A 20,521-nucleotide genomic window follows, 5' to 3' on the forward strand; every position below is an offset into this window, starting at 1 on the left:
GCGGTGCCCCAATTTTAAGTGTGCGTCGGAACATATGGCGAACACGCAAGGTGTGCAACCTTACTTGGTGACCACGTCTCAAGGCCATTGGCAGTGGATATTGTCGCCTTGGACCCGTCGACAACCCATAGAGACCTTTTATCCGAATCGAAGGACTTAGACGTCTACGCTTATCTACTCAGTGCTGTAATATTTGCGCCGCGCCTCTTGCTCTATCGCGAGTCTGAGTTCTAGATCGGCCAGTCGCCGCATCTCGATTTTTCGATCAGGGCCAAAGACAGTCTCAGCTAGTTTTTTGCGCTGTGTTTCCACAGCTTTCTTTAGCTCGATTTCGCGCGGGACTACCCCTTCTTTCGCCATAATTCTGAACCCTGCTCCGACGGTCCCGTTGCCGAATTCCGGCTTCAACGGTTGGCCCGCACCGGGCAAATCATCCAATTGCCCTTCGCTCCTGGCTTTTGCAATCTGGCGCTCTGCCAAGTCAGACCATTTCATAGTGCGTTCCTCAGTTGCGATTTGAAGCCAAGTGCAGCTCTAGCGCTGTCCCAGTGTATTGTCAACTGAGTTGACATATTTAGCATCGATAGCTATCTCTCGTTCAACGAAAACTGGAGTCGAAAAAATGACATCGGGTAAAAACGCATGCTCGCCAGCGGAGCTTCTTTACGCTGGTGTGCAGCTCACTCGGCCGCTTTTGCGCAATATCACAGCTCGCGTGGAGGCGGACTTGATGGGTACGGGTGTCAGCGTCGGCCAAAGGGCAATCCTTGAAGTTTTGCTCGCGGTCGGGCAGGCGACGGCACCGGAAATCACAAGGTTGATCGATGTTTCGAGGCAGTTTGTTGGGCGAGAGCTCAAGACAATGCTGGAGACCGGAATGGTCACAGCGACGCCAAATCCAGAACATCGCCGGGCACACAATTACGCACTGAGCGCCAAGAGCAAGAAGGTGATCGAGACTATCAGGGAACGCGAAAAAGCGGAGTTTCGGAGTTTCGCTAACCAGTTTTCCGACGCTGAAATCGCCGCCTACTTCAAGATACAAAAGGCGCTCAACGACAGCTTGTCGTCCGCCCCTGAGAATGTGGTTGGTGCCGATTGATCAACTCTTATCAGCGCTCTGCATCTCACGTGCAAGCTTCGGGTCCGGACTTTATGTCGAATCCATGAAACATCTCGCCAAGCGATTTGTGTCGATCACGTCAGAAGCAGATTGGACCCACCTGATTTCACTATCGGCGCACGACGCAATTCGTGCCTCCTGGCGTACCGATTTCTATTCCGCGCCAGCAGCTGTGACTTTCAATTGGCGCACAAAAAAACCTGGACCAAGAATGGGCGCTGAATATTTAGTTCACAGCCAATGACATACTAACAAATGTCCTGATGAGTGCTGAATTCTCTTTACAAACCGACCGCCGGTCTACATATACAGACCAATGGTCTGTTTTGATGGATTCGGAAATCCACTAAAGCCTGACCGCCCTCTCGCCTCGTGAGTACTTAAAACAAAACCGCCGACCGTTCCACGACACCCGTTTCGCGGACGCTTTAGCTGTGCCTGAAATCGAAAGCTTGAAACATGCATTATGATACCATCCGTGCCCCACGCAGTATTTTAGAGTTCTGCGCCCGTCAGTTCCGTCGAATTTGGCGACATTCAGGAGGTATTCGAAAGAGCAATAGATCAGGAGCAAGCCCCAACAATACAACGCCATTGTCCGACCACATGCGCCGAGACATTGGATTGGTCGAGCGTGGTCCCGATGATCGTTCGCACTGGTGGCTGTATTGAGGTGCTCAGCTATGGGATTGTGTATCTTCGCAACCTACAGCTTCAGATTCGCCTTTATCAACTCTGCGCATGCAAGCGGCGAGGCATCTTCTGTATTCACCGATAAGTCATATGTCATCCCATCGTGAACACGCTCGTACTGCCACCTGGAAAGCCCGAGCGTCCGATCGCCCCGCTTTCGTTCCCGTTCCTCCAGCACGCCCAGCGAGGCAAACACTCCAACCATGTAAAAGTTATACGGCTCCAGTAAGCTTTGGTATTCAGCCACTGCATTCGCAGACCCTGCTTCCGTGTTACCAAACAAAACTTCGTCAACAATCAAATTGTTCCCGGCACTCGCCATTGCAGCAACTGAACGGCGCATCCCGGAGAGTGCGCGACTTGCCGCTGGTCCGACACGCGCGAAGGTCACTGCATTCCCGTCCACCACACGCTTTTCAAAGCTCAACCCATCTGGATCACCAGCAAGCCGGTCGGGCAACATTGCCAGAAAGGCATCCATTTCGATGTGAAGGAACGGTTGTTTCGTAATGTTCTGAAGCGCTTTTGCGATAGAACTTTTACCGACGCTCCCCACTCCGTTTAAGAGAATTACTGTCGCCATTGGTCTCGTGACTGGTTGATTGTTGCCAAGGTCCGTTATTTGGCTGAGGGAAGGATTGGAGGCACAGTTGCCATCGTAACGTCCACCGCTTCCGGCCATCCAAAGTCTGTTGTCCCATCCGGCAGGCCCAGAATTCGGTCAACTGTAAGAAACTGCATGTCGATGGCCGCCTGTAGTTTTTGCGCGGCATGATCAGCAGTGTCAGTTCCTCTTGCGTCAATTGCTCTCAACAGCGCAAAGTCCAGGAAGCCGCTCACGAATAAAATTAGTTCTGCGGCCGTCTCGGCATCCGTAACGGTGAAGCTACCTTCGTCACAGCCTTTTTTAATTATTTTGGTCAAAATCGGCATGGCATCTTCGCAGACCCTTCGCTTGAAGCGTTCATGCAGAATAATGTTCTTTTCCTGGTTCATTACCCGGAAAAACTCGACCTGACCTGAATATTCGTGTTCGCGCAAATAGTTCGCCCGCAGGTGGAGGAAGCTGTGTAGCAGATCAATGGCAGGCGACGTTTCATCTGAAGCCACAACCGACATATGTGAGAAAACGCCCTCAGCCATTCCATCCAATACACCGAACAGTAGCTCATCCTTGGATTTGAAGTGGTGATAGAAGCCACCTTTCGAAACACCGGCCAAATCAAGCACATCCTGCACGGTCGTATCTTCGAAACCTTTCGAAAAGAACAACATTTGCGCGCACCCCAGTAACTGCGCGCGCCGCGCCTCTGGCTGCATATTTTTCCGCTTCGTAGGTTTCATACACTTTTTCCTTGCAAACCGACCGGCGGTCTGCAATTACAGACCTGCGGTCGGTTTATATTCCGACTCATCTGGCAGGACAATGAAATTCACCTGCCGCCCCGAATTAAATGATGCGCTGATGCAGCCCAAGACCGCAAGCTACAACGCTTCGCGCGCCCAGTTGAGTTGTGTCCACTACACAGGATCGAATGCCATGAATGCTCTTGTCTGCGGGGATATTTCAATATCCGAGCTACGCCAAACGTCGCGGCTGGCTGGTATCCGGGATTTGCTCGAACTTCTGGTCAGGCTTTCTCTGGGCAGGGACGAAGCCCGGCAATCTTTGTCGCGAACACGTCCGCACGTTTGGTTCGTAAATCCGTATTCCATCAATTGATCCAATCCTCTCTGGAGAGAAACATGTTGGACAATGTAAGAGCGCTATCCACGATTTATTGTGCAGCCGACAGCATGTCAGCAATCGCTTTGACAGATTTGCATGAGCCCGGGAATGTCGCCGAAGCAATGCAATTGGTGACCGTGCCCGTGCCAAGGCCCTCGCGCCACCATGTCGCAATTCAGCTGGTCGCTTCATCACTGCATGTCGATGAAATTTATGCGGCTCAGGGCACCGCTCTTGGTCGTTTCTTCGGACCTAAACGCGCTTCTGCAAATTCCCCCTACATCATGGGGACTTCAGTTTCCGGGATCATTGTTGCAACTGGTCAGGACGCGACCCGGTTCAATGTTGGAGACGAAGTTGTCGTGATCCCCAATGCGCTTGGTGAATCTGGTTCATGGGCAACGTACCGATGCGTGTCACAGGACTATGTAATGCTCAAACCCCGGCCCCTGTCACATGTCGAAGCAGCAGCCACAATGCTATCGGGTTGCGTTGCATGGGGCGCGATCAATTCCGCACGCGTGGAAAAAGGTGACCATTGCCTCGTTGTTGGGGCATCGGGCGCTGTCGGATCCATGATGGTCCAGTTCCTCAAATCAAAGGGCGCAATCGTGACAGGGGTTTGCAGCGGCGCGAATGCTGATCTGGTACGCGCGCTGGGAGCAGATCACACAATCGACTACACAGTCGCCGATTTTGGTTCTCAGGGCAAAAACACCTACGACAGGGTCTTTGATATGGTAGGCGGTCGGGACATCGAGGCCGCAGCGCACCGCGTTTTGAAACGCAAAGGTCGGTTCATCACTATCGTTGGCCCTGTTCGACACATTGGTGAACGCAAGCTGTCCAGGGTCGAGCTTCTTTTGGGCGTCGGCCACGTTACTTGCCGGAGTATCGCGACACGGCTCCGCGGTCCTCGGTATTATTTTAGTGCCTCGCTGCCACGGAACAGTGCCTACGCAGCAATGTTGAGCATCGCCAAACACAACATACGCTCTCCCATTGAAGCGGAGATCCCATTCGATTTGCTGCAAATCCAGGCCGCAATCAGAACTCTGACGTCCCATCGGACAAGAGGTCGGATCGTCATCAACTTTGAGGCTGACAAACAAGCAGGCCAGGCTGCAATCGGTTTTAGACCTGAAGCACAACTCAATCGGCCATTGTTCTGGCAAAACTCACAACCCAATCAAGATACGGTAATAATATGAAAAACCTCTGGAAATCATCGGGATCGGGAAATCCTAATTCTTCGGAATCTCCTCGCAGCCAAAGCACTCCAGCTCAATGTATTGCGAACTGTGTTTGGCCCGTGCGGTCAATGGTGATCGCGCTTACCCTTGGCGTCGCGCTGAGCGGGTGTGCAGCAAACATGGCCGCAAAAGGCAGTGATGGTCCAGACCTGAGCGTCGTCAGCCAGGAGGCCACCCGGATGGATGTCGAACGGCAGTTGGGGTCGCCTGAGCAGCTTCAGCAACAAGCCAATGGTGATTGGGTGGCCGTCTATGACGTCGAACCCAGAACGAAACCGAACCTCGCTCGGGCGGCAGGCCACGGAACGCTGGACCTCTTTACCTTCGGGCTCTGGGAGGTTGTCGGTGGGCCTTTGGAAGTGGCCCATGCGCGGCGGGTTCGCGTCACTGCACGATATGACAACGCGGGAAAACTGCTGCAACTGACCAGCAAGCCCAAACCCATCCTTTGATCTGAGGGTTGGATCACCGCCGACCTGCAACAGGCCGGCGTTACATCCAACACCCCGACGAACAGCAAGCCATCCCCGTTGAACCATAGTGCAGGTCCAGCGAGCAGATACCCCTGTCCACACAAAAAAGAGAACGTACTAAAAATGAAGACTATAACATTGATCACACTGGCGGCTATGGCTCCCACAATGTGTTTGGCAGACGAAAGATGGACCGGATTCAATGCTGGTTTGCAGCTATCCACGGTTGATGTTTCCCAAGACGAAAACGACAACGGAAACGCAGCGTTGGGCCTCCACGCCGGATATCTTCATAATTTTGACGGCTATGTAGTTGGCGGTGAACTGACTTATGATGCGGGCGCTGAGCTTGTGTCCGACAACAAAACCAAAAAGGTCGATACGATACGCCTGAAGTTCAAAGGCGGACACGTATTTGGCCGGACTTATCTCTACGGCGTCATTGGATATGCGAACATCGATGGAGGTTCCATCAGTGAAGATGGCTACTCTGCTGGCGTCGGCGTTACGTATCGCGCAACGGACAGAGTTCTGGTCGGCCTTGAATACCTGCGAGACACATATGACACGTCAGGTGACGACATCACAGCTGACTCTGTCGCGCTTCGGGTGTCTTACAAGTTTTGAAAGAAGTCATTTGAGATTTTGACTCTGGCAGAGGGCCGTCAAATAGCCCTCCATCCAAAAACTTCAATATCCGGGAGCCATCAGGTGACTGAAATACCGACGCTTGAGACTGAACGGTTGCTACTTCGACCACCGAAAATGGAAGACTGGCCCGACTATCTTGCGCCTATGACGTCTGAGCGCTCAAAGTTCATGGGAGGCCCGGTCTCAGAGCGCATGGCCTGGGGGATATTCTGTCATGACGTAGCTCAGTGGAGCCTCATGGAACACGGGGCGCTGATGATGGTGCACCGCACGACAGGGGCGTGCCTGGGGCAGGTTGGCATCAATTCTGGACCGCTTTTCCCAGAACACGAATTGGGCTGGTTTGTCTATGCTGATGCCGAAGGAAAAGGCTATGCCTTTGAAGCTGCACGAACGCTGCGAGATTGGGCCAGTACATGGAATGTAACCCAGTCGCTCGTCAGTTACATCGACCCGGACAACATCCGTTCCTGCCGCCTTGCTGAGCGGCTTGGAGGAGTTTTGGATGCAAATGCCGAACGAGATGACCCCAACGATCTCGTCTACAGGTACCATTGAGCGGCGCAGACAACTCGCCGGACCATTCGAGCGTGGGTCACCTTCATCAGTCGCCCGATCAGACCGTCATCCCCAACATCACAAGTTTGAGTATCCCAATGATAAAAAACGTGACCTCCATCGCTACTTTTATGTTCGCTCTGTGCACCACCGCTTTACATGCTGAAACTGACGATGGAAGCATGTTTGCCAAGGATGTAGGAGCCATGATTGGCTTGGCGGAGGCATGTGACGTTGAACCCTCTGAGTATCTTTCTGCGGTCGAGGCTGATGTCTCAAAGCAATTTCCACAAGAAGTTGAGGCGACCAAGGTTGTTGGGAGAATGGCGACAGTAAGGGACAAAGGTCTTTGCGACAGAGCTCCTGAAATACTTAAGGAATTTGATCTGTACATTGCCGATAGAGGCTAAAATCCAAGCAAGTAACATCGCAGTGCAGCTTTCGTATTCCTGTCATTTGTGGGTCTTGCAGCAATCTCGAGATGCAGATGACGACGGTTTTGGAAAAACCAGCACTCGCCATGGATCAATAGGCATCGCTTCGTTCGTAACTGGAAATCACCCCTAATAGTTCTTGTACGAACTGGTCTACAAGGTCTGCAGCCTCTCCTGCTGGGGGATGCAGGAGGAAAACTTCGTGAAAGATGTCCAGCTCGATCGGAACGGCCACCAAATTTCGATTTTCAAAATGCGACGCCGTAATGGGATCGACGATAGAAATACCAACGTTTTTTTCTACCAATTCACAATTGGTGGCAAAAAACTGCGTGTGTATCAACGGTGCCCAATCGAAACCGGCAAGAGCAAAAGCCGCAGATAATTGTCGGCTGGTGGAGTGATCGTTGAACAAAGCCACAATTTTTTCCTGCGCCATTTCTTCAACAGACAAAACTTCCCGTGTTGCCAAATGATGCCCGGTGGGAACAACACATACGCATCGCAGACGAATTTCGCGATAAACATTTCCTGAGGGTTCCACCGGAGGTTCAACCAACGCAATGTCATATTGTTGAGAGGGAAACAGGCTGCGGACCATGTGGGAACTTCGGGTTTGAATATCGAATTTCACATCAGGCTTGGTTGCATGCATACGGGCAATCGCCTGGGGTAGTACCGTCAGACCATAGCCCGGAAGGGTCGCAATCGTGATCGCGCCAAATTTTCCTTGGCGGATCTGGTTGGCGACCTGATTGGCAAGATCCAGATCGCCCAACAATCGATCAGTGACCTCGTAGAAATAGGTCGCTTCCACTGTTGGGTGCAACCGCCCGGATCGACGATCGAAAAGCGAAAAGCCCAATTGATGTTCAAGATTTGCGATCATGGTACTGACACCGGGCTGAGACATATTGAGCACCTCAGCAGCCTTTGAAACTGTCTTGTGCAGCATGATCATTTTAAAGCATTGAAGCTGCTTCAAATTCATCGCGTCCCTCGGATTGGCGTCAAGTATGTATTTCAATATCGTATACTAAACGCAAAACATATTATTATTTTTATATAGTCAGCTTCGCTACGCTTCCCGGCAACACGCATCAATTCAAGGGGAGCTGATCATGATCAACACATTCAAACTCACACTGTCGGGCCTGGCTTTTGCCATTGGCTCAAGTGCTGCATATGCAGGCGATGTCACAATAAACCTTGGCTTCGCTGCCCCGGAAGATAGCGCCTATGGCGTTCTCGCCACAAAATTCGAAGAACTGGCCGAAGAGTATTCTGGTGGTTCCATTGACGTAAAAGTCCGGTGCTGCACTCAACTTGCCACGGAAGACGAGGCTTTTAAAGCCATGCAATTGGGCACAGTGGACATGTACATCATGACCCACAACAATATCTCACCCCACTTTGCGCCAATGGAAGCGTTTGTGCTGCCGTACATCTTTCAGAGCACGGATCATGCCTACAATGTTCTGGACGGGGAGGTCGGCGCCGGAATCGCCGAGCAGATCAAACAAAAAACTTCACTGGAACTGCTGACATTCGGATATGTCGAGTACCGCGATTTCTACAACACCGAACGGCCCATCAACAGCATAGATGACATTCAGGGTATTCGCGTGCGTGTGCCACAGAACAACGTGATGATCAAAACCCATGAGGCGTTTGGATCCGTGCCGCTGCCGATTGCCTGGTCAGAAACCCTGGCCGCATTGCAGACAGGCGCTGTTTCAGCCGGCGACAGTGGCGCATCCTTTGTGAAGTCGCAAAAGTTCTACGAAATTGCCGAGAATTTGGCGGTCCTGGAGCATTTTGCTTTTTTCACACCCATGCTGGCCAGCAGCCGCGCCATGGGAAAGCTTGACGAAGCCCAGCAAGATGCCATTCGTCGTGCTGCACGCGATGCTGGTCAACATCAGCGCGCAGAAATGGCGCGGCAACTGGAAGAAGCGCGCGAGTTTCTGGCCGCGGACGGCGGCATGACCATCACCTTCCCGGACAAAGAAGGCTTTATTGCAGCAGGCATCGAAGTTCAGGACGCGTTCATTGAAGAAGGTGCTGACGAGGCGACCAAAACGCTGATCCTCGACATTCGCAAAGCTGCTGAGTGAGATCCTCCCTGGTCGGCGCTGCCGATCGACTGGGGCGCGTTGGGAGAGAACGCGCCCCTCCCTTTCCCAATGAGTGGAGCAGAAAATGCTACTCAGTTTTTTCCGCGCGCTTGAATCGCGATTTGAAGAGATCTTCTGTTTAACCGGCCTTTCGGTCATGGCCACATGCATCTTCGCTCAGGTGGTCCTGCGCGTATTCTTTGAATCCGCCTTTCACGGAGCTGAGGAAATCGCCGTCTATGGCATGGTAACCGCCATTTATCTGGGGTGTTCGTTGGCCATTCGCGAGCGCGCACATATCCGTATTACCTTCCTCGTCGAAAAGCTTCCCCATAAGGGGCAGGTGTTCTGCATCGTCTTGGCGGATTTGCTGTGGATGGCTTTTATCCTGCTTTTGCTCAAGGAAAGCATCACCTGGATCCAATTGCTGGTTCAGTTTGACTACATTTCGCCCGCATTGGGCATCAATCAGAAGTTTCCCCAATCCATCGTTCCACTTGCGCTCTGCCTGATGATCGGGCGCATGGCGCAAGTCTACTACCGATGGATTGTCCGGGATCATGCAGAAGGACTTCCGCTATGAATGGTCCAATGTGGATGGCGACAGTCTTCCTGCTGACAATCGTAATTGGCGTGCCAATTCCTTTTGCCGCGGGTATTGCAACCGTCGTCGGGCTCTATATCGCCGACATCCCTCTCGCTCTGTTGGCACAGAGTGCCTACAACGCATTTGAACCCTTTCCGCTGACCACAATTCCGCTTTTTGTTTTGGCGGGTCAGCTCATGGAAAAGGGCGGCATGTCCGAAAAGCTGATCCAGATCGCGCAACGGATGATAGGAGCGTATAAGGGTGGCATCGGTCTGGTGACGGTCGTCGCCTGCATGTTTTTCTCGGCGCTCTCCGGGTCCGGCCCGGCAACAACTGCCGCCATCGGCTCGATCACCATTCCAACGATGTTGAAAGAGAAGTACCGCCCGCGCTTTGCCGGTGCTGTGGCTGCGGCTGCCGGTGCGATGGGTAGCATGATCCCGCCAAGCAACCTGCTGATCATATACGGTCTCGTCACGGACGAGAGTATTCCGCGTCTGTTTCTGGCCGGGATCGTGCCTGGGCTGTTTCTCGGCTTCCTTCTCTGCGTTGTAACTTATGGCATCGCCAAAAAGAATGACTACGGTGGCACCGGTGAACGGTTCACGCTTGTCCCACTCCTGTGGGCGCTTTGGGAAGGCAAATGGGCCATTGGAGCACCGGTCTTTATTCTGGGTGGCATCTATGCTGGCTTCTTCACACCCTCAGAAGCCGCTGCGGCCGCAGTCTTCTATGGTCTCTTTGTCGGACTCTTCATCTATCGCGGCCTGACCTGGCGCGGTGTCTACGAATCCCTGCGGTTTACAGCGATCCTCGCCGGCTCGATCCTGTTCATTCTGGGCTCAACCAAAGCCTTTGGGCAACTGGTCACGATCTTTGATATCCCCGACATGGTGGGCGCGGCGTTTTCGGGGATTATCGATTACCCATGGCTGGTGATGCTGTTGATCGGGATCGTTTACATCTTTGTTGGAATGTGGCTGGAATCCATCCCGCAAATCATCATCTTTACGGCGGTCATGCTGCCGATCGCGACCCAGATCGGAGTAGATCCGATTGTCTTTGGTGTCTTTACGGTGATGACCTGCGAGGTGGGGTTCCTGACACCGCCAATCGGGGTGAACCTGTTCGTGGCCTCCAAACTGACGAAGACCTCCGTCGAGGATATCTCAGTGGGCGTTATTCCACTGTTAGTCCCTTATCTCTTCATCATCGTTCTTCTCGCCTTCTGGGGAGACTGGGTGACCTGGTTGCCCGATCTCGTCATGGGTCCGTCGCTGGAATAGGAGCAATCAATGAGCAACAACCATGACCTTCCGTTCCTGCGCGGCATGTCGGAACCAGCGACCTTCATGAGCGTACCGTTCTCTTCGGATCTGAAAACGCGCAAGGCAGCAGTATTGGGCATCCCCTTCGATTGTGGCCAACACCCAACACGCATCGGGGCCCGTGGCGGGCCCCGAGCAATCCGTGCGCAATCATCTCTGGTAAGACGATATCAGCCTCCTTTCGCGGATTTTGATCCGCTGAATGAATTGGCGGTAGCCGATATGGGAGACGTGGCTGTGACCTCCGCCAAGCTGGAGGACGCGATGCATATGATTGAGGCGGCGTTGGTGCATGTCTTTGGAAGTGCGACTGTGCCGATCACCTTGGGGGGGGACGGGGCTGTAACGTTGCCGCAACTCCGCGCTGCCCGCGAATTTTTCCCGGATCTGGTCGTTGTACACTTGGATGCCCATGCGGATGCAAGTGTTGGTGAGGGGCCCTTTTTTGATGACCGCTACAACACCGCAACCACCTTTACGCGCGCTGCGGAAGAGCAGCTGATCGATACCACCTGTTCGTTCCATATCGGCGCGCGCGGCACGTTACCGCTGCAAGGCACGTATGCGCACGCTATAGAATTGGGATACAAGCTGATCACAACAGACACGATGTTCGAGCGTGGTATTCCAAACATCGCGGAGGAAATTCACCGAACCGTTGGCCACAGGCCAGTCTATCTGTGCTTTGACATGGACTTCTTCGACCCATCCTGCGCGCCCGGTGTTTGTACACCTACCTGGGGTGGTCCAACGGCGCGCGAAGGATTGTCCATGTTACGCGCCTTGACCGGGTTGAACATCGTTGCCGTGGACATCAACACCGTTAGCCCGGATCACGATGTGGGCGGTATGACCGCGTTTTTGGCTGGAACAATTGCAATGGAATGCGCGACGCTGATCGCTTTGAAAATGCGTGCTGACGCATCGGGCGAAGAGCCTGCTGCGGCAGAACACCCAAGCTAAAGCGGACTTAGCATTGACCCTATTTGACATCACCCTGCTGGCCGCTGCCGCGTTTTTCGCCGGCATTGTCAATTCGATTGCGGGCGGTGGCAGTTTCCTGACCTTCCCCGCACTGGTCTTTACCGGCGTGCCCACAATTGCCGCAAACGCCACAAGTGCCGTGGCGGTATTCCCCGGATACCTGAGCGGCGCTCTGGGCTTTCTCAGGGAGCTTCGGGAATTCCCGCTTCGCCACCTGATCGTGCTGCTTGGCCTCTCGCTCCTGGGCGGCGTATTGGGGGCGCTCTTGCTTTTGGTGACGCCGGCAAGCGTTTTTGCCGCCGTGGTGCCCTGGCTTCTGGGCTTCGCAACGCTTGTATTTGCATTGGGCAACCGAGTGTCGGCCTGGGCGGAGCGCAGAATTCGTGCCGAAGGACCTACCGGAAACTTTGCAACGCTGCTGGTCTGCGTCTATGGCGGCTATTTCAACGGCGGCCTGGGTATCGTGCTACTCGCGCTGTTCTCTGCCCTGGGGCTGCGCGATATCAATCTGATGAACGGGCTCAAGAATGGCATGTCCTTTGTACTTTCAGGCGCGTCAGTCATAACTTTTGCATTGGCAGGTATCGTTTATTGGCCCCAAGCCGTCCTAATGATGGTTGCCGCAACCTTTGGCGGTTATAGCGGCGCCATCGTCGCGCGGCGCCTTTCAGCAAGCGCTGTGCGGGCAATCGTTGTATGCATCGGTGTCGCCATGACAATCGTATTTGCGATCAGAGCTGCTTGAACGGCCCTTAGCTGCCGTTGATCGGTGGGTTTCGTCGCTGTGGCGCGGCCCGTCAAAGGAGACATTCGCTGCAACTAAAAGCTCGGGTGCTTAGCGAACTAACAGTCTTCAGACAAAAGCAATAGCATTACCGCCAGGCGAACGACTTCGGGGCTAGTCTTGAAGTAGCGAAAAGGCGAACGTCTAGTCATCAAAACAGACCAAAATGCCCCCTGCCCGGCTCACGGATTTCTTCCGATAGTGCCCTCTAGCGTCCTCTGGCGTGCTCCATCGCGCAATACGGAAAGATAACTTGACCAGCTCCGAAGGCAGAGGCCAGAGGTTCGATTCCTCTAAGGCCCACCTCCCTGTCTCGAGGACACTCCCGCAGCCCACATGCCGCAGGGGTCTTATTTCTTGGGCTTCGTGTTGCCTGCATCCTTGATGCTGTTCGACCCAATTCGTGTGCTCTTGCAACACTAGTTTCTCGACCTGTGTGGTCAATAGCTTCGGGCGCTCATCATCATCCATGCCGGCATAGATCCTCACCCGCGCCATGTAGAGATATCTCTCATGGTGCAGCGTCTCGCAGGATGATTGGTATTTCGGCCAGTTCTGTCCGGTACATCCCAAATTCCTGGAAGCCTTCAAGGAACAGCACAACAGCCCCCCAAGATTCAAGACCGACCGCATCTGTTGGCCTGACAAGGGAAGAAACCGGGTTCAGCGCCGCCACAATGATCTGCGTAGACTTCAGAAGTCGGTCAAGCTTTTGCGCCTTGATGCTGCCCTGATCGTACCAGCCGATCTGGTCTTAGAGGCGTGGATATCCGCTGTTTTCACTGGGAAAATCGGGGGTCGAGCCGGGTACTGCGTTCATGTCGTTCTCGGATTGGTCGAAACTCTCTGCAACCAGTGCCTAGCACAGAACCCCAATCCAAAGAAGCATCGGGCGCAGGTAGCTTCATGTGCGAATGTCCCAGACATCGACGCGTCGCCCCGCCAAACGACGGAGCGCGACCACAGCGACAAGCAGGAACGCAACCATGTGCAACAGCGCGGTGGTGAACGGTTCGATCAAAAAGGCAATCGGGCTGCTGCGTCGCCGTGCAAACCACAAACCGCATGCCCTCTGGACGTATACCAACGGCAACCACACGGCGAGCAACCAGACAAAGACGGTTCGTTCCATATCCAATTCGGTCACCAACAAGAGCGCGCTGGCAGCCGCCATGGCAGGCATGAAGACGCTCAGAAAAACAAAATTCGGATAAGTGATCCAGCAATAGGCGCGTGCGTCACCGGCTCGCGGCATATGCAAAGGGATGTTCTGCCAATGGCCCAGGCACCACCGGCGGCGCTGAACCAAAAGATGCCGCATGTTGTCGGGCGCGTCAGTCCAGGCCACCGCACCAGCCACGTGAATGGTGGCGTGACCCAGCGCCGCAAGACGCAAAGTGGCATCAACATCTTCAGTGACCGTGTCAGCGAAAAATCCGCCAGTGTCGACCAGTGGTGCCCGCCGCCAAAGCGATGCAGCACCCGGCGCTACAGAGATGCCGCGTACCATGCCCTGTCCGCAGCGTTCAAAGTTCAATGCACCATCATATTCCACGCCTTGTATCTCGGAAAAAAGCGACCTGCTGAACGGCACGGACACGTCAAAGGCAACGATATCCTGATGCGTGGCGATGGCTGTCGGGTGATCCAGCGCCAGGACAGCGCGCCAAAGACTATCCACATCGACATGCGTATCCGCGTCAAGCGTCAACACGTAGGGCGTCGTCGCCGCTTCAAGCCCCGCATTTAACGCCGCGGTCTTGCCCCGATTGTCGGGAAAGGAGATGACACATGCACCCGTGCAACCCTCTAGTTTGTTGCGCGCAATGGTTAGGGTCTCATCGCGCGACCCGTCATCCACAAACACCACTGACGCCCCGTAACCAGCGCAGTTCAGGAGAGCATCCATGCGCACGGCAAGCCCGGGCGCTTCGTCCAATGCCGGGACTATGATCGTCACTTCAGCCAAGTCCACATCAGACAGCGACACGTCCTCGACCCGGCGTGCGGAAAAAAGCGACAGCACAAAGACAACAAACAATCGGGCCAGTGCTGCACAGACAAAAAACAGAAACATAAAGGTTGCCATGTTGACAAATCCTGGGTCAAACACTCTACTTTTGTAGAAACACTTTTTATTTTTGACCAGCATTTAACGAGACGCGATATGTCTTGGCCGCTTTGTACCTCAATTGTTTTATCTGCCGCTCTGCTGTGCAGCGTCTGGGCAGGTCCGGGCAAAGCGCAAGTCGAGATATCGGGTGACCTGGCCTGTTACCTTAGCGCGGAACAGGACGTAGGATCTGACCCGCAATCCGGGCTCGCCTTCGACGTCACGCTGGACTGCCCCACTGGCAAACCACCTGCATCGCAGGACCCTGTGACCCTGTTTTCAGGCACCGCAGGCATTCAACTGATCGTCGGCGCAAGCTTGACCGACCCGATAAATGACGCACCATTGGCCGATTTCGACTTTCCAATCCGCATCGTGATGTTGGCCCCCGGTGGTCAAGACGCGTGGCGGCTGACCGCACCGCCAAGCGCGCAGGGGCTCTACCAATCCGCAGTCTTCCGACTTTGGACAACTCAGGCCCTCGCCGATTGTGTGTCGGGCCGTGATGGGTGCAACAAATACGGCTACATTCTACTCTGGGATCAGAGGCTCGACACCGACCTTCTGATCGTGGCGTTGCAATGAGTCGGATTTTCGTCAGCTACGCGCGCGAAGACACGCCAGCCTCTGCCGACATTGCCGATTGGCTCAGCAACAATGGCTGGGCGGACGAGGTGTTTATCGACACCGACCCCGAGCATGGCATTTCAGGCGGACATGCCTGGCGCGACGCTCTGCGTAGTGCCGCTGAACGCTGCGAGGCGGTTCTGGTTCTATTGTCGCGCAGTTGGCTCGACTCGCCAGTCTGCTGGACCGAGTTCCGCCTGGCCGCGACGTTTCGCAAGGCGATCATTCCCGTTAAGCTCGAAGCGGACATGAGCTTCGACGACATGCCGGGCGAGATCAAGGACTGGTATCAGATCATCGACCGCAGCCTTGCGTCCGATGCCGAGTTTTATCAGCGTCTGCGCCGCGCGCTGACCGAAGCGGGGGCCGGGCCGGCCTCTTTTCCGCTGCAGGCCGATGCTCACCCCTACCCTGGTTTGCGGTCGCTCAAAGAAAGCGATGCCGCGCTGTTCTTTGGTCGCGATCCCGAAGTTTTGCAGACCATCGAATGCATTCGGCAGATCCGTGCCATGGGCCAAAAGCGGATCCTGGTGATCCTTGGCGGCAGTGGCACGGGCAAGTCATCGCTATTGCGTGCAGGCATATGGCCTCGCATCAATCGCGATGATCGGAATTACCTAGCCCTGCCGACCGTCCGGCCCGGCATCGCCGCATTGTCAGGGGACGAGGCGTTTTGGCGGTCGCTGGCATTAGCGATGTCCGACAAACGTTGGGCCACCCATCTGGACCCCTCCATGCCAACCACATCTCGCGGGGTCGCGGAGACCGTTGGAACCATTGGCATCGTGCAAGTGGTCGAACACTTCCGGCGAGCTGCGATGAAGACTCTGCTCCAAAAGGGCGAGCAGCCGTCGATCGTCCTGCCCATCGACCAGGCCGAAGAGCTGCTCAACAGCGATGATCAACAGGAAGCGGACCAGTTCCTCGCCCTTGTAGGCAGCCTGCTTGACGCCGATCCACACACCATTCTTGTTCTGTCCCTGCGCTCGGACATGCTGGCCCACCTGCAAGCCGACGAACGTATCCCGCAGAACGAAGTGCAGTTGTTCAACCTGTCCCCAATGCCGCCTTCCTCGCTACCGCAGGTCATCTCCGGTCCCGCCGAACGTTTGGGGATCGAGGTTGAAGCAGGACTTGTTCCTCGCCTGCTGGAGGATGCGCGGGGGGCTGATGCTCTGCCTCTGCTCGCCCTGACATTGCAGAATTTATATAACGAGCGGCGCCATGCCGACCGACTGACGGTGGACGATTACGAACATATCGGCGGCGTGCGCAAAGCGATTGAGGAAACAGCGAACCGTGCCCGCGCCGCCGCCATCGAACAGGGTGTCGCGGCAAGCGACTATTCCGACATCCTGCGCCAGGTCTTCATCCCTTACCTCGTCCGCATCAACGAGGCCGAAGAACCCGCGCGTCGTACTGCGCTGTGGAGCGATTTTCAGACCGAAAAGGCACGAACCGTCGTGTCGAGCCTTGTTGACCAGCGACTGCTGGTGTCGGATACACACGCGCAGACCCGCACGGTCGAAATCGCGCACGAGGCCGTTCTGCGCGAATGGCCTGAAATCGTTCAGCACGTGGGCAATCACAGGGATTTCCTCAAATGGCTCGATCAGGTCAATGACCTGCGTGCAGCCTATGCCGCAAAGCGCGGTGACCTTCTGGCGGGCCGTGCACTGGTCATAGCACTCGATTTTCGCGACAGTTTTGGCGACATGCTGTCGCCCGCTCTGCTCGACTATGTCAACACATCTAACGCAGTCGCCGAAAAGCAGCGCTTTGCTGCGGTTCGCGAGGCCGAGGCAAAGGCCCGGTCCGCTCGCCGCACCACGCGCATGTTCGCCGGCCTCACCGCCCTGTTGCTGATCGCCGCCATCGGGGCGGGCGTTGCCACATTTCAAGCGCGCGATTCGGCCCGGATCGCCGAGCAACGGCAGCAGGACGCGGAAAGCGCACGCAAAGAAGCAGAAATTGCGGAGGTAATGGCGCAAAATGCGGCGCGCGATGCTCAGGCCAGTGAGGCTGCAGCCCAAGAATCGCAAAAACGGGCTCAAACTGCGCTTATACGCGCCCAGAACGAAGAACAGCGCGCTTTGCGTGAAACGAACCGTAGCGAATCTCTGCGCATTGCGGCCATCGCGAATGACATCCACCAGCGCGAAGACACGGCCGCTGCGCGCCTTGTCGCGTGGATGGCCCTGCCTCATGACCCCGCGCTACAGGACCGCCCGATCACGAACGAGGCGGCCACCGCGCTTTATCAGGACCCAACACGCAAAATCTTCAAGGGATTGGAAAACGTCGCCACTGTCTATGCGCCCGATGGATCCGATCTGCTCGCCACCTCGCTCAAGGATGGACGCGTGCGCCTTTTCAACGTCATCACCGAACTGCCTGTACTCGACACGCAAATCCGCAATTGGGCGGGTTTCGAAACCAACTATGCCTACGGCAACGAGCGCCTTGAAGACCCCGAAACGCTGATATTCACTCAACGCCTCCCATTTCCCGAATTCATCGCGGACGAAACACACCTGATCCTGTTTCACGGCGACGGAACGATAGACATCCACCGCCGCTCCGACGGCGCACGGGTGCGACAAGTGAGCTATGACAACACGATCAGCCAGGTGTTTCTGTCCAGCACCGGCAACCGCCTTCTGATGCAGGCGATTGACAGTACATTGACGGTCGTTCACCTATTCGAAGATACACCGCCCGTCGTGCTGGTCCGAACAGAGCAAGCCGAAGAAGAGTCTGACTTTGACGTTCTGAATGTGACGGGGCTGATGGACGACCCCGGCCTGGGCGACACGGTGTGGCTTCAGGAATCCTCTTTCCAAGGCTACCCCTACTACTCATTTTTTAACAAAGTCACAGGCGTCGAAGGGCCCGGCGTTTCGCTAGGAAACACCGATGTTTTTGCCGTTGGACCCAGTTTGCCCGGACGTGTCTTTGGTTGCGGCACGAATAACGACGCAATTGTGTTCAACTGGCAGGAATACGCTTCGGAACCACAGCAATCATTCAACAACGTAGTACTGGCGGGATTGTACCATTTCTTAGAAGTTGAAAATGAAATGCGGCTCATCGACGATGGCGCGCTTGCGGAGCACATTGATGAAGACTGGTTCGGCTCCAGTGATTGTGCGGTCAGCGGTGACGGAACGGTGGCCGTGGTCAACTCATTTGAGCGCATCGCGCTCTATGATATGCGCACCGGCGAACCGAACGATGTCACAGGCCGATACTCGCCCTTTGTCACAACATCGCAAATTTCCAACTATGCATCGTTCGCGCGCCGCAGCACCAGCCGCCATGGGCCGGTGGGCATCAGCCATGATGGTAGCGTCATCTATGGCATTACGGGCTCGGTCCAGCGCAAGGAAGGCGAGTTGGTCTTTCACGACGTGGCGACTGGCCAACTGCTGTCCCGGATCGAAACACGCCATGGCATCAACGCATATGACGTCGACCGCACTGCAAGCACCGCAGCCATCTTGAGCTGGGATGGCACGGTGTCCATTTGGGACGTGATCAGTGGTGCACGTCTCTTTACCTTCCAAACCGAGACACTGGATGAAGAGACGGGCGGCTATCGCGAGTTCTACATCAACCTCGACCCCAGCGGTCGCAGCGTCACCATATCCTACGATGATTTCGTCAACCCTGAGGACAGCTTCCAGATCGAGCGACAGCGCACAGAGCACATCTACCGAATACGTCCCTCCGACGCGACACCCATCCGCGCCGACACCGCATTTCGCGTGACCCATGTGCTGGGCAGTGACGGCGGTATTGTTCTGGGCACTGCCAAGGGTGAGCTGCAGCGGCGCGCCACCAACGGCCGGGTCATCACTACCTATCCCGCGCATAAAAAAGCGGTCGCGTTCCTCGAAGCGGGCACAAACGGCAACCTGATCTCGGCGGGGTGGGATGGGCGGCTTGTTTCGGTGAATGCCATGACACTCGAAGAAAACGCATCGAGTGAAGCGCATCCGCTGGGCATCTCCGCACTTGATGTCGCGCCGGACAAGTCACGGATCGCGACCGCCTCGTTTGCCGGACAGGTGGCGCTTTGGGATAGCGCGTTGCAAGGTCCCCCAACCCGCTTTGTAACCGGCTCCGCGGCGGTTTCTGACGTGGTCTTTATCCACGACAGCAGGCATATCGTGACCGGAGACGCCGATGGTGTCATCAAATTGTGGAACGTCGAAACTGGTACGGAACTTGCGACACTCGATCAGTTCGATGCACCGGTATGGGCAATGGCGCGGATCCCCGGACAAAACGTAGTCGTCGCCACCGGTGGCTATGGCACGACACGTGCCTGGTCGGTGACCGAAGGCAGTGCAGAACCCATTTGGACGCTCGCAACAAATGATCGCGTCCGCTCTATGGCAACGACGCCGGATGGCGTGGTGTTGGCCCTAGGTCTGTCAGACGGACGCGTGCTGCTAATGCCCAATCCGGACAGGGCAAATGCTGCCGAGCAAAGCAACTACATCGAACTCACCGGACACCGGGGGCCGATCGTTTCCATGATATTCCTTGGCGATGGCACCCTGTTCGCCACTGGCTCAGCAGACCGCACAACACGTATCTGGGATGTCGAAACCGCCCGTCAGATTGCTATGTACGATGGTGCAGGGTCCACCCTTTTGTCCGTCGATGCCGGCACGAGCGGCGTAATTGCCGCAACGTTGTTTTCCGAAAACCTGGTCGAGGCTCGGCGCCTGTCCACGTCTTCGCTCCGCGACAAGATCGGAGTTTTCAACGAGATCGCCGCCACAGGTCAGGTGATCCCGAGGGACATCTGCAACCAATACCAGTTGTGGTCTTTCCCACTGGCCAGCAAGGTTTGTGCAACAAGCGACTGACGCAGCCTTCGGGCCCAGGCGAAGGCTAAACGATGTCACCCTAGGGTTTCACCAGTTCCTAGACCTTGGGGTCCTTTGCGGAACGGGGCGAAATGACACTCTATAGGCCCGACTGGCTCGAAGCTGTGAGATCGGACAAATTCTGGAACATTTGTGAACGAGGGTTGTCTTCAGAAGGGTTCTCC

Annotated in this window: 18 protein-coding genes; 13 read left to right on the forward strand and 5 right to left on the reverse strand. The window is 55.3% G+C overall.

Annotation, left to right across the window (positions count from 1 at the left end; genetic code table 11):
• Positions 1–174: 174 nt before the first annotated feature.
• The gene (locus tag GOW16_RS03790; RefSeq protein ID WP_170410405.1) at positions 175–495 is read right to left on the reverse strand and encodes a DUF1992 domain-containing protein; all 321 of its coding nucleotides are present in this window, start codon (positions 493–495) and stop codon (positions 175–177) included.
• A gap of 127 nt (positions 496–622) precedes the next feature.
• Here GOW16_RS03790 and GOW16_RS03795 point away from each other — a divergent pair, with 127 nt between their 5' ends.
• Positions 623–1,102, forward strand: coding sequence for a MarR family winged helix-turn-helix transcriptional regulator (locus GOW16_RS03795; RefSeq protein WP_170410407.1), 480 nt, complete (start codon positions 623–625; stop codon positions 1,100–1,102).
• Positions 1,103–1,829: 727 nt separating this feature from the next.
• On the opposite strand, the gene GOW16_RS03800 is transcribed toward GOW16_RS03795, so the two are convergent.
• The gene (locus GOW16_RS03800) at positions 1,830–2,399 is read right to left on the reverse strand and encodes a chloramphenicol phosphotransferase CPT family protein (RefSeq protein WP_170410409.1); all 570 of its coding nucleotides are present in this window, start codon (positions 2,397–2,399) and stop codon (positions 1,830–1,832) included.
• Between the two features lie 35 nt (positions 2,400–2,434).
• Entirely contained in the window at positions 2,435–3,160 is a 726-nt protein-coding gene (locus GOW16_RS03805; RefSeq protein WP_170410411.1) for a TetR/AcrR family transcriptional regulator, read from the reverse strand.
• Positions 3,161–3,562: 402 nt separating this feature from the next.
• Here GOW16_RS03805 and GOW16_RS03810 point away from each other — a divergent pair, with 402 nt between their 5' ends.
• The 5 genes from GOW16_RS03810 to GOW16_RS03830 all read left to right on the forward strand — a co-directional run bounded on the left by GOW16_RS03810 (position 3,563) and on the right by GOW16_RS03830 (position 6,890).
• A complete protein-coding gene (locus tag GOW16_RS03810) occupies positions 3,563–4,756 on the forward strand; it encodes an NAD(P)-dependent alcohol dehydrogenase (protein ID WP_170410413.1) in 1,194 nt (397 codons plus the stop codon).
• Between the two features lie 110 nt (positions 4,757–4,866).
• Complete coding sequence (locus GOW16_RS03815) at positions 4,867–5,250, forward strand: hypothetical protein (RefSeq protein WP_170410415.1); 384 nt, start codon at positions 4,867–4,869, stop codon at positions 5,248–5,250.
• 144 nt (positions 5,251–5,394) lie between these two features.
• Positions 5,395–5,898, forward strand: a complete 504-nt coding sequence (locus GOW16_RS03820) for an outer membrane protein (protein WP_170410417.1) — start codon at positions 5,395–5,397, stop codon at positions 5,896–5,898.
• Between the two features lie 84 nt (positions 5,899–5,982).
• Positions 5,983–6,480: a GNAT family N-acetyltransferase gene (locus GOW16_RS03825; protein WP_170410419.1), complete on the forward strand. Its 498-nt coding sequence runs from the start codon at positions 5,983–5,985 to the stop codon at positions 6,478–6,480.
• Between the two features lie 98 nt (positions 6,481–6,578).
• On the forward strand, positions 6,579–6,890 hold the full coding sequence (locus GOW16_RS03830) for a hypothetical protein (protein WP_170410422.1): 312 nt from the start codon (positions 6,579–6,581) through the stop codon (positions 6,888–6,890).
• Positions 6,891–7,005: 115 nt separating this feature from the next.
• On the opposite strand, the gene GOW16_RS03835 is transcribed toward GOW16_RS03830, so the two are convergent.
• Positions 7,006–7,905, reverse strand: coding sequence for a LysR substrate-binding domain-containing protein (locus tag GOW16_RS03835; RefSeq protein WP_170410425.1), 900 nt, complete (start codon positions 7,903–7,905; stop codon positions 7,006–7,008).
• A 130-nt stretch (positions 7,906–8,035) separates the two neighbouring features.
• On the opposite strand from GOW16_RS03835, the gene GOW16_RS03840 reads away from it, so the two are divergent.
• The 5 genes from GOW16_RS03840 (at position 8,036) to GOW16_RS03860 (ending at position 12,677) form a co-directional block, all read left to right on the forward strand.
• Positions 8,036–9,031, forward strand: a complete 996-nt coding sequence (locus tag GOW16_RS03840; RefSeq protein WP_170410428.1) for a TRAP transporter substrate-binding protein — start codon at positions 8,036–8,038, stop codon at positions 9,029–9,031.
• An 85-nt stretch (positions 9,032–9,116) separates the two neighbouring features.
• Entirely contained in the window at positions 9,117–9,614 is a 498-nt protein-coding gene (locus GOW16_RS03845) for a TRAP transporter small permease (RefSeq protein ID WP_170410431.1), read from the forward strand.
• Positions 9,611–10,906: a TRAP transporter large permease gene (locus GOW16_RS03850; protein ID WP_170410434.1), complete on the forward strand. Its 1,296-nt coding sequence runs from the start codon at positions 9,611–9,613 to the stop codon at positions 10,904–10,906. The genes GOW16_RS03845 and GOW16_RS03850 overlap by 4 nt, the downstream gene beginning before the upstream one ends.
• A gap of 9 nt (positions 10,907–10,915) precedes the next feature.
• Complete coding sequence (locus tag GOW16_RS03855; protein WP_217354478.1) at positions 10,916–11,911, forward strand: arginase family protein; 996 nt, start codon at positions 10,916–10,918, stop codon at positions 11,909–11,911.
• A gap of 13 nt (positions 11,912–11,924) precedes the next feature.
• Positions 11,925–12,677 (forward strand): sulfite exporter TauE/SafE family protein, encoded by a 753-nt coding sequence (locus GOW16_RS03860; RefSeq protein ID WP_170410437.1) that lies wholly within the window; start codon positions 11,925–11,927, stop codon positions 12,675–12,677.
• Positions 12,678–13,620: 943 nt separating this feature from the next.
• Here GOW16_RS03860 and GOW16_RS03865 read toward each other — a convergent pair.
• Complete coding sequence (locus GOW16_RS03865) at positions 13,621–14,805, reverse strand: glycosyltransferase (protein WP_170410440.1); 1,185 nt, start codon at positions 14,803–14,805, stop codon at positions 13,621–13,623.
• Positions 14,806–14,883: 78 nt separating this feature from the next.
• Between GOW16_RS03865 and GOW16_RS03870 the strand changes: the two genes are divergently transcribed.
• Together GOW16_RS03870 and GOW16_RS03875 are read left to right on the forward strand one after the other, a co-directional pair.
• Complete coding sequence (locus GOW16_RS03870; RefSeq protein WP_170410443.1) at positions 14,884–15,414, forward strand: hypothetical protein; 531 nt, start codon at positions 14,884–14,886, stop codon at positions 15,412–15,414.
• The gene (locus tag GOW16_RS03875; RefSeq protein WP_170410446.1) at positions 15,411–20,336 is read left to right on the forward strand and encodes an nSTAND1 domain-containing NTPase; all 4,926 of its coding nucleotides are present in this window, start codon (positions 15,411–15,413) and stop codon (positions 20,334–20,336) included. Before GOW16_RS03870 ends, GOW16_RS03875 begins: the two co-directional genes overlap by 4 nt.
• The last annotated feature ends 185 nt before the right edge of the window (positions 20,337–20,521 follow it).

Origin of the sequence: Ruegeria atlantica (genome assembly GCF_013033965.1) — a bacterium.
Classification (GTDB): domain Bacteria; phylum Pseudomonadota; class Alphaproteobacteria; order Rhodobacterales; family Rhodobacteraceae; genus Ruegeria; species Ruegeria atlantica_D.